Source organism: Cupriavidus sp. 8B, from assembly GCF_054589115.1.
Map to the genome: position 1 here is coordinate 56870 of NZ_BAAILO010000259.1, position 14675 is coordinate 71544.

General features: G+C 64.9%; 12 protein-coding genes. 5 read left to right on the top strand and 7 right to left on the bottom strand.

Features of this window, described 5'->3' with window-relative positions; translation table 11 throughout:
• Positions 1–3: 3 nt before the first annotated feature.
• The gene (locus ACYP5B_RS25965; protein WP_459571620.1) at positions 4–699 is read left to right on the top strand and encodes an enoyl-CoA hydratase/isomerase family protein; all 696 of its coding nucleotides are present in this window, start codon (positions 4–6) and stop codon (positions 697–699) included.
• 1 nt (position 700) lies between these two features.
• Here the strand turns inward: ACYP5B_RS25965 and ACYP5B_RS25970 are convergent, their stop codons facing one another.
• From ACYP5B_RS25970 to ACYP5B_RS25985, 4 genes are all read right to left on the bottom strand, one after another.
• Positions 701–1357, bottom strand: a complete 657-nt coding sequence (locus tag ACYP5B_RS25970; RefSeq protein WP_459571606.1) for a DUF1266 domain-containing protein — start codon at positions 1355–1357, stop codon at positions 701–703.
• 16 nt (positions 1358–1373) lie between these two features.
• A complete protein-coding gene (locus ACYP5B_RS25975) occupies positions 1374–2588 on the bottom strand; it encodes a hypothetical protein (protein ID WP_459571607.1) in 1215 nt (404 codons plus the stop codon).
• Positions 2589–2600: 12 nt separating this feature from the next.
• A complete protein-coding gene (locus ACYP5B_RS25980) occupies positions 2601–4946 on the bottom strand; it encodes a hypothetical protein (protein ID WP_459571609.1) in 2346 nt (781 codons plus the stop codon).
• A 213-nt stretch (positions 4947–5159) separates the two neighbouring features.
• Entirely contained in the window at positions 5160–5510 is a 351-nt protein-coding gene (locus tag ACYP5B_RS25985; protein ID WP_318231675.1) for a hypothetical protein, read from the bottom strand.
• A gap of 306 nt (positions 5511–5816) precedes the next feature.
• Between ACYP5B_RS25985 and ACYP5B_RS25990 the strand changes: the two genes are divergently transcribed.
• The 4 genes from ACYP5B_RS25990 to ACYP5B_RS26005 all read left to right on the top strand — a co-directional run bounded on the left by ACYP5B_RS25990 (position 5817) and on the right by ACYP5B_RS26005 (position 10484).
• A complete protein-coding gene (locus tag ACYP5B_RS25990; protein ID WP_459571610.1) occupies positions 5817–7340 on the top strand; it encodes an MATE family efflux transporter in 1524 nt (507 codons plus the stop codon).
• 458 nt (positions 7341–7798) lie between these two features.
• Entirely contained in the window at positions 7799–8260 is a 462-nt protein-coding gene (locus ACYP5B_RS25995) for a tripartite tricarboxylate transporter TctB family protein (RefSeq protein ID WP_400094061.1), read from the top strand.
• Positions 8261–8272: 12 nt separating this feature from the next.
• Positions 8273–9775 carry a tripartite tricarboxylate transporter permease gene (locus tag ACYP5B_RS26000; RefSeq protein WP_150987429.1) on the top strand — a complete coding sequence of 501 codons (1503 nt, stop codon included), beginning with the start codon at positions 8273–8275 and terminating at the stop codon, positions 9773–9775.
• A 412-nt stretch (positions 9776–10187) separates the two neighbouring features.
• A complete protein-coding gene (locus tag ACYP5B_RS26005) occupies positions 10188–10484 on the top strand; it encodes a transcriptional regulator (RefSeq protein WP_459571611.1) in 297 nt (98 codons plus the stop codon).
• Between the two features lie 22 nt (positions 10485–10506).
• Here ACYP5B_RS26005 and ACYP5B_RS26010 read toward each other — a convergent pair whose 3' ends face one another.
• The 3 genes from ACYP5B_RS26010 to ACYP5B_RS26020 all read right to left on the bottom strand — a co-directional run bounded on the left by ACYP5B_RS26010 (position 10507) and on the right by ACYP5B_RS26020 (position 14208).
• The gene (locus tag ACYP5B_RS26010; RefSeq protein ID WP_459571613.1) at positions 10507–12420 is read right to left on the bottom strand and encodes a sensor histidine kinase; all 1914 of its coding nucleotides are present in this window, start codon (positions 12418–12420) and stop codon (positions 10507–10509) included.
• Between the two features lie 11 nt (positions 12421–12431).
• Entirely contained in the window at positions 12432–13139 is a 708-nt protein-coding gene (locus ACYP5B_RS26015) for a response regulator (RefSeq protein WP_400094056.1), read from the bottom strand.
• A gap of 289 nt (positions 13140–13428) precedes the next feature.
• On the bottom strand, positions 13429–14208 hold the full coding sequence (locus tag ACYP5B_RS26020; RefSeq protein WP_459571614.1) for a DUF4397 domain-containing protein: 780 nt from the start codon (positions 14206–14208) through the stop codon (positions 13429–13431).
• Positions 14209–14675 lie beyond the last annotated feature (467 nt).

Consider the following 14675-nt stretch of genomic DNA (forward strand, 5'->3'; position numbering starts at 1 on the left):
CCGCTGAACCGGCCCGAGCGCGGCAACGCGCTGTCGGCGGGGTTGGTGGAGGCGCTCGCGGCGGCGGTGCTGGCGTGCTACCACGATGGCACCCGCCTGCTCGCCATCGAGGGCGCCGGCACGCATTTCTGCACGGGATTCGACCTGGGTGACCTGGATAGCGAGAGCGATGATTCGCTGCTTGCGCGTTTCGTGCGCGTCGAGCTGCTCCTGCAAAGCGTGCATGGCGCGCCCTTCACCACCGTGGCGCTGGTCCAGGGCCGCGCGATGGGCGCGGGCGCCGACTTGATGGCGGCCTGCGAGCAACGTTGGGTCGCGCCGGGCAGCACTTTTGCCTTTCCAGGCGCGGCCTTCGGCCTGGTGCTGGGCAGCGCGCGGCTGGCGCAACTGGTGGGTGTGGCCACGGCGCGAGACTGGATCGCCAGCGGACGGGCCGTGCGGGCCGAGCAAGCGCTGGCGTGCGGCCTGGCCGGTAGTTCGGTGGCACCGCAGGAACGCGCCGCCGCGCTCGCCACGCTGGCTGAGCGTGCGCGCCGGCTGGATGCGCCAACCCAGGCCGCTATCCAGGCCGCCACGCAGGGCGGCCACGCCCTGGCCGAAGCGGCGCGCGCGGCGCAGCTGGCCGAGCTGGTGCGCTCCGCCGCCCGGCCGGGGCTCAAGGCGCGCATCGTCGCCTACCGGGCGGCCTCCAGGCGCTGACTCAGCGTGGCTCCGGGCTGAATGCCCGCAGGCCAGGCCAGGCCAACGCTGCCCAGGCGCCCTTGGGCGAGGCCAGCAGCTGGCGCAGGCTGGCGGCATCGAAAGCCTTGCCCAGGGGGTCGGCCCGGAAGGCGGCAAGCCATTGCTGGCGGCCAGCGATAAAGGCGTGGCCGAAATCTTCCCAGCTGGCAAAACAGTCCTGCGCGCGCTGTGCGTTGAGCAAGAGCACGCGCCACGCGGCCATCGGCTCGACCCAGCCCATCAGCATGACATTGCGCGCAAAAAATGCCATCCGGACGCAGGCAAACGCTAGCGCGGCGCGCGGATCGTCTGTCGGCAGCAGCGCATGCAGGTCGGCGCGAAACCACCGCGATTCGAACACCTGGGCGAGGTGCTGGCGCACTTCGTCATCCGTGGCGTTGGCGCGGAACACCATCTGGTGCAGCAACTGCACGCGGAACAACGCGCGCGCCGCGTCCGTCATGTGGTCCGAGGCAGGGTTGAAAAACCCCGTCATGTTGGTGGCATCGACCATGGGCTGCGCCAACGTCAATGCCCATTGCTTGCGCCGGGTGAACGCAGCGGGACGCTTGGGGCGCAGGAAGCGGTAGACCCGCCATAGCACAAGGCCCCCGAGGAGCAGGTAGAAGACATTCATCGGATTCGGCGCTCCATTACGATTTCGATGGCAAAGCCAGGATGGCTTCCGCTTGCGATAGGGATCGCTCCGGCCACGGCACGCCTTCGGTTGCGACAACCTCCTCACCGCCATGCGGATCCGCCGTTGGCCTTGTGGCATACCTGACCGATGCCGCCCGTGGCGAACGCTCCGCCAGCAAACCAGGCTGGCGCGCGGCGACCAGCCACTCCACAATCGGCGTTGGGGCGCTGAGCCTGACAAAGAGCTGCGGGTACCGGGCGACCAATCGGGTCTGGGTCGTGGCTTCGGTCACGTCTTCAATGCGCGCCCAGCCGGCTGGCGTGCGGACTACACCGATGGCGATGCAATCGTCCGGCGTTTGCTCGTCGGTACCCAGGGCGTTCAGGCAGGCCAGCACATCTTCCACGTAGCGTGCGATGGGCGGCCGGTTCTGCTTGCCCTTGACCTGGTCGACCGCAAGCGCGCCATTGGCCAGGACATGCACGCTGATGGTGATATGCGGTTGCCCGCTGGCATCGCGCAAATTCAGCAAGCGAAGCCGCTGCTGCGCCACGGCTTCGGCATAGCGCTCGCCGTAGCCGCCGGACAGCGCGCGCCGGTCGGAAAACTGCCCCAGGCAATGCCGCATGACATAGCTTTCAAATGCCATTTCCGCGCGCAGCAGCGCGCTGTCCGGCAGCAATTCCACGAACGCGCCATTCGGCGTCGAGAGCAAGGTGCGCAGCGCCTCGGGCTGGCTCTGGCGCCAGCCGCGCTCGATACGCGTGGCCATCTCGGCATGTTCCCTGTCCCACAGCGCCAGCGCTTGCGGGCAGGTGATGCGGTCGAGCTTGCCGTCGAGAGCGGTGCCCTTGCGCGAAGTCAGGAACTCCACGAGCCGCGCTTCCAGCGCCAACAGGCGCGGCTCGACAGGATCGACCCAGACGACCGGGGCAGGTGGCGTTGCTGCTTCGCCGCTGCTCGCCTTGGCCGAGGCGCCAAAGCGAGCCGCAACCCACTCCGGCATCGCCTCGGATCGCAGGACCTGCCGCGCATCCGCGAGCGAATCGATCTTCATGGCCGGCTCGAAGTTGGCGACGAGATGGCGATAGAAGTGGTTAAGCAGCCAGGCGCGCACCGCCGCATCGTCGCCGCGTGCCTGGCTGCGTGCGGCGATGCCCGACTTCAGCGCACCGGCATTGAGGGCGTTGCGCGGTGCGTAGCCTGCCGCCCGCCTGGCAGTACTCATTTCCTCATTTCCTCATTTCCAGACTTGCCACCAGCTCTTGCTCTTGCCAGGGGCGTTGGCTTGCGTGCGGTAGAGCGCCAGCTTTTCCTCCATCGCCTTGACATCGGCGAGCTCATACTCGTTGCTGCGCGGATTGAGTGCGATGGCACGCTCAAAGAGCGCGGCGGCCTCGGCGTGGCGCTGCAGCCCGCTGAGCGTGTCGGCCCCCAGGCTGACCATCCAGGATTCCGAGCAGCCATCGACCTGGCGTGCGATGCGGCTCCACAAGGCCGAGGCTTCTTCCGGGCAGTTGTGCGCCAGGTTGAACGCCATTTGCAGGCGCACGCCCAAGGCCTTGCCCGACAGGTTGCTATCGTCCTGGCCCTCTTGCCGCTCCCATTTCACCAGGCGCTCCAGCCAGATGGGAATCTCGCGATCGCGATCGAGCTTGTACAGGGCCTGCGACACTTCGCTCAGGTACTCGTTAGGGTCGTGCCGGCTATAGCCAAACTCGGCGGCGAAGTGCCAAAGCTGCTCGGCGGCGCTGATGATCCCCTCGGAATCGCGCATTGCGATCCGCACGCTCAACAGGCCGGCGTAGTGTTCGGCAAACGGGCTGGCCGCGATGCCGCGCCTGTGCAATTCGACGGCATCCTCAAAGCGCCGCTCGTCGTAGCGATAGATGATGGCCAGGTTGTTGCACAACATGGAGTAGAGGTGCGCGCAGGCGTCGTACGGATGGCCGGCGCCGCTCTCGAAATAGCGCTCCAGGCACGCCTGTCCTTGTTCGTAGGCGGCAATCTGCAGCTTGATGAAATCGCTGTAGGTTTCGTTGCGCGACGCCGCGGGGACGCGGTCGAGGTGTTCCTCGAGCAAATCGCCAAGCGAGACCCCGAAGTTGTACGCCCACAGCCCGCTTGGCAGCGAGAAGGCCGGCAGCTTCAGCGTCTGGATCACCCCAAGCGATTGCACCCGTGCCTCGAACAGGGCATAGGCCGTGCGGTTGTCTTCCATGCCGCCTTCCTGCGCCGCCGCATACAGCCGTGCAGCTTTCGTCGTGGCATCGATGCGGCCCGCCGCGGCATCGTTGACTGCCGCCAATCGTGCGATCCACGGATGGCCCGGCGAACGTTGCTCGGCCAGCGTGCGTGCGGCGTCGAACACCGCCTGCAAGGCCTGCGCGTTCACTTCCTCACCCACGGCGCCAAAGAGCGCTTCATGAATCGGGGAGAGGTTCCGCAGATCCTCTTCACCTTCTTGCGCATTTGACAGGAAGGCCACCAGCGTCTCTTCCGTGTTGCAAGCCCGCATGGCACACAATGGCCACCAGACCGAGTCGTCGGCCGCATCGGCCAGCCGCGCGTGAGCCAGCTGCGCGGCGCCATCCCACATCTCATCCTCCACCTGATAGATGTGAAGAAACGCCCGGCGGCCGGCATCGTCAACGCGCTGGGCTTCCATCAGCCACGGCAGCTCGTATTCGATGAAGTCATCGCTTCCGTTCGAGGACAGGCTATGACGCGCGGCGGAGCAGGCGTCCAGTGCGCCGGGCAGATCGCCTCGCGCGTACAAGGCGCGCGCCGCGAGCCGGGACAGCCGGACTTCCAGTTCGCGGCGCTGCGGCAAGGACCGTTGCGCTGTCAGCGCCCTGACGGGCTGCTGGAAGTCGGCAAGGCGCTCGGGCGCGATCCCGATCAGGGCGCTGCCCAGGCGCAGCCAGTCGTTTTCGTCGACGTCCTGCTCCGCGTCGGCCGTCTGTAGTGCCAGGATGGCCGCGCCAGCGGCTGCGCGGGCCTCGTCGTCGCTGTCATGGCGCGTCAGCGCCCAGGCGCGCCGCCGCTGATAGTCGGCGAGATCCCATGCACGGTATGGCGCACGTGCCGCGATGGCCCCGTTCAACGCATGGCGCAGCTCAATTGCCTCCAGCGCAATGCACAGATCGCGCAGCTCAAGGCTGTCGAGTACCCGAAGCTGGCGATACCGGTCCGCATTCAGGTCCGGCATCCCTGCCACGATGGCGCGCATTTCCGTGAGCGCCCGCTGCGTGCTCTTCACGTCGTTGAGGTGGTTGGCCATCTGGAGGCGATAGAGCGCCAGGTGCATGCGCAGCTCGGCCTGGGCTTCGCGCGGCCTGGCTTCCAGCACGCCGGCGCCGTCGTCGTTGACCACCGCCAGCGCAGCCGCCGGATCCCCCGCGCGCATCCATAGCGTATGCAGCCGGTCGATGGACTCGAGGGAATCCGCCCGCAAAGGCTTGGCGCGCAATCTGGCCAGCAAATCAGCGGCTTCGCTTGAGTTGCCTTCTTCGAGATCGGCTTCGAAGCGATCCAGTAACTGTTCCAGCAAAACACCCGTCAATGCGCCGCCATTGATATCCACGGTTCTTTCCATAATGTGATCTAATTTGCACCCAGCTCCGGATTCTACCCGGAGATGCAGCAGACCCGGAAATTGCGCCCTATGGCGCGGCCAATGGCTTTATGGTTCAGCTAGCCAAAAAAAAAAACCCCGCCTCCCTGGGGAGACGGGGCGTTTTATTTTGGTTGTTGTGGTGGTTGTTGTGGTTGCCCTTCAAGGGCGGACGGTATGCGCTTAGTTCTTCTGCGCGTCTGCAGGCGTGGTCGACATTTCCTGCTTCATGGTCTCGTTGTTGGCCTTCTTCTCGGTGCTCTTTTGCTGCTTGGCGGACTTCACGTCCTGCTTGTATTCGGTCTTGGCGGCCTTTTTCTTGGCCTTGTATTCGTCCGAGGCCTGCTTGTTGGCATCGCGGCGCTGGACCAGCGGATCCTTCGGCGGCTCGACCTGGGTCATGCCGGCCGGCACAGCGGCGTTGCCGCTATCGGCAGGAACGGCGGGTGTCTGGGCAAAGGAGGCCGCACATAGCAGGCCAGCAGCCAGGGCGGTGGAAGCTTGCAAAAAGCGAATCGGCTTGTTCTTCGTCATATTGGACCTCACGGTTCATGGATCGAAACGGCTCTTGGATGCCATCGCGGGGACACCGCGATGGGGGCATGCGCGGCGCCAAGGGCCACCTATGTTGTGCATTTCGCCAGTGTTTGATGTCTCGCGCAAGCGCCCGTGCCCTGATCCAAACAACTGCTTACAATTGGCTTTCTGTCTGACAGACGACTACCGACAAGGCTTGTCAGCAAGGTATGACATAGTGGCGAACGTGGGCATTGCGCGTTGCATTGCCCCTCGTTTCCCGACGATAGCAGGCGCAATAAAAACACGAGACCTCCCTCGAACATGCCAACAAAATCCAAAGCCCAACTGACCACGGGCCCGATCGGCCGCACGCTGCTGCTGTTTTCACTGCCGGTGCTGGGCAGCAATATCCTGCAGTCGCTCAACGCCTCGATCAACTCCGTGTGGGTGGGGCATTTCCTTGGCGAGGCCGCGCTGACCGCCACCTCCAACGCCAACATCATCCTGTTCTTCCTGCTGGGCGTGGTGTTCGGCATCAGCATGGCCAATACCATCATGATCGGGCATGCCGTGGGCGCGCACGACCTGGCCGAAGCGCGCCGCGTGGTGGGCACCAGCACCACGTTCTTCGTCCTGCTGTCGGTGCTCGCGGCGGCGCTGGGCTACGTGTTCACGCCCGACATCCTTGCCGCGATGGGCACGCCGGCCGATGCCAGGGCGCTTGCCATCAGCTACCTGCGCATCATCTTCCTGGCGCTGCCCTTCATGTATTTCTACAACTTCGTGATGATGACGCTGCGCGGCGCGGGAGATTCGCGCACGCCGTTTTATTTCATGCTGTTGTCGGTGGGGCTGGACGTGGTGCTCAACCCGCTGCTGATCTTCGGCATCGGCCCGTTCCCGGAGCTCGGCATCGCGGGCTCGGCGCTGTCCACGCTGATTGCGCAGTTGGCCAGCCTGGCCGCGATGCTGATCGTGCTCTACCGCCGCCACCACTTCCTGACGCTGCGCCGCCACCAGCTTGCCTACCTGCGGCCCGATACCGCGATCCTGCGTGCGCTGGTGGCCAAGGGCTTGCCGATGGGACTGCAGATGGTGGTGATCTCGTCGTCGGCGATCGTGATGATGTCACTGGTCAATCGCTACGGCTCGCAGACCACCGCCGCCTATGGCGTAGCCTCGCAGCTTTGGACTTACGTGCAGATGCCCGCGCTGGCGGTGGGCGCCAGCGTGTCGTCGATGGTGGCGCAGAACGTAGGCGCTGGCCTGTGGGATCGCGTGACGCGCGTCACGCGCGTGGGGCTGTTGTTCAACCTGCTGATGACCGGCGCGCTGGTAGCCCTGATCTACCTGTTCAACCGTCATTCGCTGGGCTTGTTCTTGCCCGATGACGGCACGGCCATCGGCATTGCGCAGCATATCAATGCCATCGTGCTGTGGTCCTTCATCCTGTTCGGCTTCACCATCGTGCTGTTCGGCACCGTGCGCGCCACCGGCGCGGTGATGGCGCCGCTGGTGATCCTGTTCCTGTCGATGTGGGTGGTGCGCCTGCCGTTTGCCTGGGTGCTCGAGCGCACCATCGGCGCCGATGCGATCTGGTGGAGCTTTCCGCTGGGCTCTGTGGTCTCGGTCACGCTGGCCGTGGCGTATTACCGCTTCGGCAACTGGCGCGCCGCCCATATCCTGCCGGTGACGCCCGGGCCGGCCCCGGAGCCGGAATTTGCGCCCCAGGCGCCCGATACCAGCATGGGCACGCCGTGCGAAGAAGCCCTGAGCACGGCCGGTGCCGCCGGCGCCGGCGAGGAGGCGCTGGCGGGCGAGGTATCGAAGCAAGGTGCCGATTAAGTCGCTGGCCCGCAAGTCATCGGCGCCAGCCGAAGCCCACTGAACAGGCCAAAGCCGCGCGGCTTTGGCCCCTTCGTCGGCTCTGTTCAATGCCGCCGGGAAGGTGATGCAAGCAGCCCTCGGGTCTGCCGGCACGCGTCCGCGCCAGGTTGATCCTCGTGCTTTCCTTACGTTTCCTTTCGATCTCTTTCGGTTCCCCTTCAATTTCCCTTCAGCTTCCTTTCTTTCGTCTTTCGGTGTTACATCACAGCGTGATGTATGCATTTTGGCGGGACTTCCCGGCGCATCGGTGAATACCCCTAAACCAAGACAAATGAAAGCAAGCTGAAAGATCGCCTCTCTAATGTTCGTCCCATCCTGCAGGGACAACATTTTTTCCTGCCGATCGGACCACCTCCGCACGCAAAGAGCCTGCGCGCGCAGGGGCACAGCTTTCACGTACTTTGAGGAGAATCGTTTTGCGCATACGCAGCCAAAAGGACTTTGCCTCCGGCCTGATGTTCATTCTGGTCGGATTGGGCTTTTCCTGGGTCGCCCGCGGCTATTCCATGGGATCAGCCGCCAAGATGGGCCCCGGATATTTTCCGTTTCTACTCGGCCTGGTACTTGCCGTGCTCGGTGCATTCGTGCTGATCGGCTCGGTATCGAAAAAGGGTGAAGCTGACCAGCTCGCCCGCTGGGACTTGAAGACGTTGTTGTGGATTCTGGGTTCGGTGGTGCTGTTCGGCCTGCTGCTCAAGCCGCTCGGCATGGTGTTGTCGGTGTTCGTGCTGGTGCTGGTGTCGTCGATGGCCAGCCATGAGTTCAGCTGGAAGGGCGCGGTCTTGAACGCGATCGTCCTGGTGCTGATCAGCATGGGCGCCTTCGTGTACGGCATCAACCTGCAGATGCCGGTGTGGCCTGCTTTCATTACTGGTTAAGGAGTCGGCCATATGGAATTGATTGACCATCTTGCCTTGGGCTTTTCCACGGCGCTTTCTTTGCAGAACCTGGCATACGCCTTCCTGGGCTGCGTGCTGGGTACCCTGATCGGCGTGCTGCCGGGCCTGGGGCCTCTGGCCACCATCGCCATGCTGCTGCCGGTGACGTACACGCTGCCGCCGGTGGCCGCGCTGATCATGCTGGCCGGTATTTACTACGGCGCACAGTATGGTGGCTCCACCACCGCTATCCTGGTGAACCTGCCGGGTGAATCGTCGTCGGTGGTGACGACCATCGATGGCTACCAGATGGCAAGGCGGGGACGAGCGGGCGTGGCACTGGCCACCGCCGGCCTGGGCTCCTTCTTTGCCGGCTGCGTGGCTACCCTGATCCTGGCCGCGTTTGCTACGCCGCTGTCGGAACTGGCGTTCAAGTTCGGCCCTGCCGAGTACTTCTCGCTGATGTGCCTGGGCCTGATCGGCGCCGTGGTGCTGGCTTCGGGCTCGCTGCCCAAGGCCGTGGCGATGATCGTGCTGGGCCTGCTGCTGGGCCTGATCGGTACCGACGTGAACTCCGGCGCCGCACGCTTCTCCTTTGACATCCCCGAGCTGACCGACGGTATCGACTTCGTCGCGCTGGCCATGGGTATGTTCGGCTTCGCGGAAATCATCGCGAACCTGGAGCAGAAGGAAGCCCGCGAGACCTTTACCGATAGCGTCACCAACCTGTGGCCGACCAGGGAAGACTTCCGTCGCATGATCCCGGCAGTGCTTCGCGGCACGTTCCTGGGCTCGGCGCTGGGTATCCTGCCGGGCGGCGGTGCGGCGCTGGCTTCGTTCGCAGCCTACTCGCTGGAAAAGAAGACCTCCAAGTACGCACATGAGTTCGGCAAGGGCGCCATCGAAGGCGTGGCAGGTCCGGAATCGGCCAACAACGCCGCGGCGCAAACCTCCTTCATCCCGCTGCTGACGCTGGGCATTCCGCCCAACGCCGTGATGGCGCTGATGGTGGGCGCGATGACCATCCACAACATCCAGCCGGGCCCGCAGGTCATGACCAGCAACCCCGCGCTGTTCTGGGGCCTGATCGCCTCGATGTGGATCGGCAACCTGATGCTGATCATCCTGAACCTGCCGATGATTGGCGTGTGGGTGAAGCTGCTGACCGTGCCTTACCGCTTCCTGTACCCGGCCATCCTGGTGTTCTGCGGTATCGGCGTGTACTCGGTCAACAACCAGACCTTCGACGTGTTCATGGCGGCTGGCTTCGGCATCATCGGCTACCTGTTCCTGAAGCTCAAGTGCGAGCCGGCTCCGTTGCTGCTGGGCTTCGTGCTGGGACCGATGATGGAAGAGAACTTCCGCCGCTCCCTGCTGCTGTCGCGTGGCGAGTTCACCGTGTTCGTGACCCGTCCGCTGTCGCTGGGCCTGCTGATCGCAGCGGCCTCGCTGGTTGCCATCGTTGCCCTGCCTTCCATCAAGGCAAAGCGCGAAGAGGCGTTCCAGGAAGAGTAGTCGTCAAAGCCCCACCCGCGCCGGCCTCGTGCCGGCGCGCGCAATGCAAGAAATGGGGTGCCTCGTGCACCCTTTTTTTTTGGTTCTTCAGACTTCTGTGTGGGTCGCCGGGCGAAGTCCGGCGCAGGCGTAGCAAGAGCGATCGCGTGCAAACTCGCGCAGGTGTAGCTCCCCTCTCCCCCGGCCCCTCTCCCATTTCATGGGAGAGGGGAGCAAACCAGCGCATTGCATCGTGTCGCTCTCGCTCGGATGGAGGACCCACACGAAAGTCTGATGAACTTTTTTTTAAATATGCGAACCTGGTGCCGACCGGGCCGCTTGCAGGTAACACGCCCGGCTGCGCTCGCAGCGCCGGGGCTGCATACGTAGATCTGCTCTATCGCACCGCTGGCTGGTGTGTCACAGGAGCCGCATGAGAGCGCCAACACTAGACGGCTTCGTTTCGAAGCTGTATATCCTCAAGCTTGTCCAGTCGAGCCCGTCGACGGTCATGACGCTGGTCGACCGCCTGCGCGAGCACGGTGTCGAAAAGAATATCCGTTCGCTCAGGCCCATCCTGCGCAGCCTGTTGATCGCGCGCGCGATCACGGCGGAGCTGGTGGAAGGCAGTGGCCGCGTCTACTGCATCACCGATAGCGGACGCGAAGAACTGAACAAATACCTGTCGCACCTCGACGTGCTGCAAAGCGATATCGAGCAGACGCGCTAGGACTGCCGCACCCGGCCACCGATCAGGCAGCCTCGCCCTCGGCCCACCGCGCCGGGTAGAGCAGCAGGCTGACGGTAGTACCCCGCTCCGAAGACGCAATCGACAGCTCGCCGCCAATGGCAGCCGCACGGCTGCGCATATTGGCCAGGCCGTGGCCCTGCGCGCCGGACTGCGCATCAAAGCCGCACCCATCGTCGCGTATCTCGATCAGGATGGCCTCGGCGCCGGCAGCGGTGTCCGCGTGGCTGCGCGCCACCACTTGCACCGTAGCGCCGCCGGCATGCTGCATGACATTGGAGAAGGCTTCCAGCAGCAGGTACTGCAGCTCGCGCACGATCTGCGGCGTCAGGCCGGCTACGGCCGGCAGCCGCTCCACTTGCCAGTCCACCCGCAGCCTTGCCGCTTCCAGGCGCGCCCGCAGCCGGTAGCGCAGGTTGCCCAGCACTACGGCCAGGTCGCCGCCGGTGTCTTGCATGGCATCCACCGATAGCTTCAATGCATCCAGCGCCTGCTGCAGATGTTGCTGCAGCACCATGGGCGAGCCATGGCCCGAGCGCAGCAGGCTGAGCGCGCCGACCAGCGTGCTGCCCAAGCCATCGTGCATGTCGCGCATGATGCGCCCGCGTTCTCGCAGCGTGGCCTGCTCGCGCTCGATCTCGCGGGAGTGCGCATAGAGCAGATGCAACTCTTCCTCCTTTTGCGCGACCTTGCGGTCCAGGTTGCGGTTGAGCTCGGCCAGCGTGCTGGTGGTGCGCGTATAGCGGTCCACCAGCAGCCACGCCATGCTGAGGCTGAACAACTGCGAGACGTACTTGGTCAGCGAGGTGTCCCAGTAGAAATCGTTGCTGAACTGGATGCGGATCACGTCGCCGGTGCTGAGCGCGCTGGCCAGCGCCACCGTGGCGGCCAGCACCAGGCGCTCGCGGCTAGGGCGCCGCAGCGCCGCCCACGCCAGCGCCGAGGCGATGCCGCACGCCAGCAGCATGTTGATGGACCAGTCGAACAGCTTGAGGCTGGGTGCGTTGAAGATGCCTGTCATCAAGACGATCAACGGAATCTTGAGCCACAGGAAGCCGGTGACCAGCCGCGCCGGCCAGGGCGAGCGGACGTCGATGACGATCAGCGCAAAGCGCGCGGTTGCCACGATGAATACGGTCCGGCTGGCCAGCACCAGCACTTGCCAGACGTGCAGCGGCAGCGGAGCACTCTCCAGCAAACGTTCTACAACGCTGACCGACCACGCCACTTCGGCCAGCGCGTAGAGGCCGAACAGCGGGTCGCGCTGGCGCCACCAGATCAGCAGCGAGATCGCTGTCAGCAGCAGGCTCAGCGCCGTAATCACCAGTGGCCCGATCACGCGGAACCAGAGCGCGCCTTCATAGTGCGGGTGCACAAGCCGGCTTGGCCCGAATTCGATGCGCGACAGGCCGGCACGCGCATTGGCGCGCGCGGCGATCGTGATCGTCAACGTGTTGTCGGGCCGCAGCATGGCCTCGGGCACGGGGATGTACAGCGGGCGCTGGCCGCCATAGACGGCGGGGGTATTCAAGGCGCCGGAAGCGGCGAGCAGCTTGCCGTTGAGATGCATCTCGAAACTGTTGGCCGCGCGCGCCAGGTACAGCGCGGGGAGGTCCTGCCCGGCGCCGCTGTAGGAAAAGTCCAGGCGGTAGGTCGCCGTGCCGTCGCGGCCAGGGTAGATGCGGTCCCAGTCGTGGGGCAGCGCGACTTCGATCGGTTGTGGCGCGTGGCCTTGCCCGGCGCCGTCGGGGCGGACCACGGCCAGCGCTTGGCGCAGCACCTGCACCTGGCTTGTTGCATGCGCCGCGGATGTCTGCGCTGAATCCTCGCGCGCGCCGCCGCAGGCGGTGGCCACGCAGCACAAGGCGAGCCACAAGGTAGCGGTGCGCGCCAGCCTCAGGATCGGCAGCAGGGCCATGGGCGTTGGCCTCAAAAGGCCTTCAACAGGCCAAGCTTGTGGGCTTCGAAGACGGCCTCGGCGCGGGAATTGACCGCCAGCTTGCCGTAGATGTTCTTGATATGCGCCTGCACGGTATGCACGCTGATCGCCAGGTGCCCGGCGGTTTCCGCATAGGTGTACCCGCGCGAGATCAGGTCGAGCACCTCGGTCTCGCGGGCGGATAGTGTCACGTCCGCGCCCGGGATGCCTGGCGCGTCCGGCGCCGGCAGGCCCGGCGCGCTGGCACTGCGCAGCCGGGTGATGACCTTGCGCGCGATCACCGGGCTCATCGGCGAGCCGCCGGCGCGCAACGCCAGCACGGAGGCGCGCAGGTTGTCGTCCGATTCGTCCTTGAGCAGGTAGCCGGTGGCGCCCGCGGCGATGCTGGCCAGCACATTGGCCTCGTCGCCGAACATGGTGATCACCATGCAGTCGCAGCGCGGGTGCAGCCGGCGCGCATGGCGGATGACATCGATGCCCGAGCCGTCCGGCAGCCCGAGGTCGCACAGCAGCACGTCGGGCTCGTGCGCGGCCAGCCACTCGCAGGCGCTGGCGCGCTGCGCGCAGGCCGCCACCACCTGGATGCCCGGCAAGCTGCCCAGCGCGCTTTGCAGGCGCGCGCTGGTGGCGGGGTCATCTTCGACCAGCAGGACGCGGATATCGGCTTCCGGGGCCGCGGACAGGTTCTGTGAGCGCATGTTTTGGGCTGGGGGTAGTCTCGACTATGGCGCGGATCGGCGGGGGGCGGTACTCCATATTCATGGGATGGTGTCTGGCGGCCTATCGTAGCGCTGTCACCGGATACGGTCAAACTGGCGAAACTGGCCCCAAGGCCGCGCCGCCGCAGGGGAAGAGCGTAGACGAAATGCGGCGAGGGGATCCGCTTGCCGGATCCCCTCGCCCGGCAACCCGCGAGGGGGCTGCCGGTGCGCCATGCGGGCGCCTGAAGCTGCTGGGTTGCCAACTTGCCAACTAGCCATCAAGCGCTTACTGCGTGACCAGTTCCACGGCAGTCTGCGAGTCGTTGTTGGCCTGGGCCACCAGAACCTTGATCTTGTTCGGTACCACCGCGCCGATGCCGTCGACCGGGATCGACGTGATCAGCCAGTCCGCATTGTTGTTCAGCGTCAGCGCGCCCGAGTCGAAGATCACGGTCTTGGTGCCGGCGGTGGTGATGCGCAGGCGATAGGTGCCGCCGTCAAGGTTGATCGAATCCTGGCCGGAGGCAGGCACCGCTGACTTGTAGGCCACCGCGGCAAAGGTGGGCGTCACGGTGTTCAGGTCGACCGCGAGCGTGGTCACGTACATATCGACGTTCTGGGCATTGACCGAGGCATTCAGTCCACGCACCCGCGCCTTGTCGGACAGGATGTTCTTGCCGTAGGGATCGTCGATGGTGAGCAGGTCGGCCGCGGTGGCACCGGGCAATGCGACCACGGTGTATTTATGGCCGGTGTGCGCGTCCACGGTCGCGCTGCCGATCGACGTGTTGGTACCGGCAATGTTGATGCCGAAGAGTTGCGAGCCGGTGTCGACGTCGAAGTATTTCGACACGAACTTGTAAGGCTCGTTCAGGAGCGACGTCTTGGTGCCGTTTTGCAGCACGTCGATATTGGGACCCGCCGGGATCGCGTGGATCACGCGCACGGCCGGCTTGCTGACGCCGATGCGGGCGGCGAGGCTATCGTCGCCGCCGCCGCATGCTGATAATGCCGCGGCCGCAGCCAGTGCCAGGCCCAATATGAGGCCGGTTTTGGAAATCTTCATGAGTGCCCTCTTTTTCGCAGGTGAGTGAGAGATCCCGTGGCCGGTATGGTCTACGCCCATCGTGCACCACGCCTTATGGTCAGGTTTCGCAGCGCGGGTTGCGGCTCCTGGTCAGGATCGACACCTGCGCCCGCCGTGACTCAACGATAGGCACCGGCTCACCCCCGGGAAACTGGCCCGGCTCCGAAACGCATGTCGGACAAATCCCACAGGACGGAATCAGCACAAGCCAAGAAGAGCAACAGGAGCAAGAGAAGAGCAAGCGGCAGGGAGAAGGAAGAAGGGAGAAGGAACCAAACCTGCCATTCGGTTCGGCCGTGATTCCCGCCCGTCAGGCGGGAATCACCCCAGCGCGATGCGAAGCGAGCCGAGAAGGTGTGCCAAGGCCGTATGGGGCGCCTCGGGATTCGGCGAAAAGAGCGGAAAAGAGGGACCCATGTCTGAGTATCGCCTTAAGGCGATGCGAG